Source organism: Enterobacter cloacae complex sp. P16RS2 (genome assembly GCF_014982155.1).
Taxonomy (GTDB): Bacteria; Pseudomonadota; Gammaproteobacteria; order Enterobacterales; family Enterobacteriaceae; genus Enterobacter; species Enterobacter cloacae_M.
Map to the genome: position 1 here is coordinate 1 of NZ_JADCKW010000097.1, position 588 is coordinate 588.

Annotated in this window: 1 protein-coding gene; it reads right to left on the minus strand. The window is 32.5% G+C overall.

Annotation, left to right across the window (positions count from 1 at the left end; translation table 11 throughout):
- Positions 1-16: 16 nt before the first annotated feature.
- Positions 17-588: hypothetical protein (locus INF68_RS23040; RefSeq protein WP_193525485.1), on the minus strand; the 572-nt coding region annotated here is incomplete at its 5' end.

Genomic DNA, 588 nt, shown 5'->3' on the forward strand with positions numbered 1-588 from the left:
GCATATTATACCTCTCTTAATTGTTCCTATAGCTTTCAAAAATTAGTGTTCCAGAAAGATCATAAAGTTCAACTTTACCAACTTTACCTTCATCATTTTTAATGGACATTCGTATTATTCTGGAGTCATGATATTTTTCTAACAAATCAGGTTTATTGGCTAGGTATTTTGCTATTACAGAACGGCTCTTTATATAGTCAAAGCTTGAACATATTGTTCTTTTGAACTCTAAATCAGTTAGGCCGCTTTCCATGATCTTTTTTGTAATGAGTGATTTCAATGGACGCTCAAATTCCTCACGCTCTTTACGCCTTTGTTCCTCTTCTTGTTTACGTCTCAGTTGGTTGAGGAAGTAAAGTTTATCTCTTTCTAATTGTAGTTGGCTTTCTTTATCTTGAATGATGTTGCTGACTACTGATGATGGAATGACTTGAATATTGTTAGACCAATATCGATACGGATTATGTTTCTGAATACTTCCAACTGTTAAACGTATTCTATCTACATCGATATTTTTATCAAAAGAGACGATTCTTTTATTACCATCTTTTGAAATTATTTTTGCTGTGTTCTCAAGTTTCTCATTAC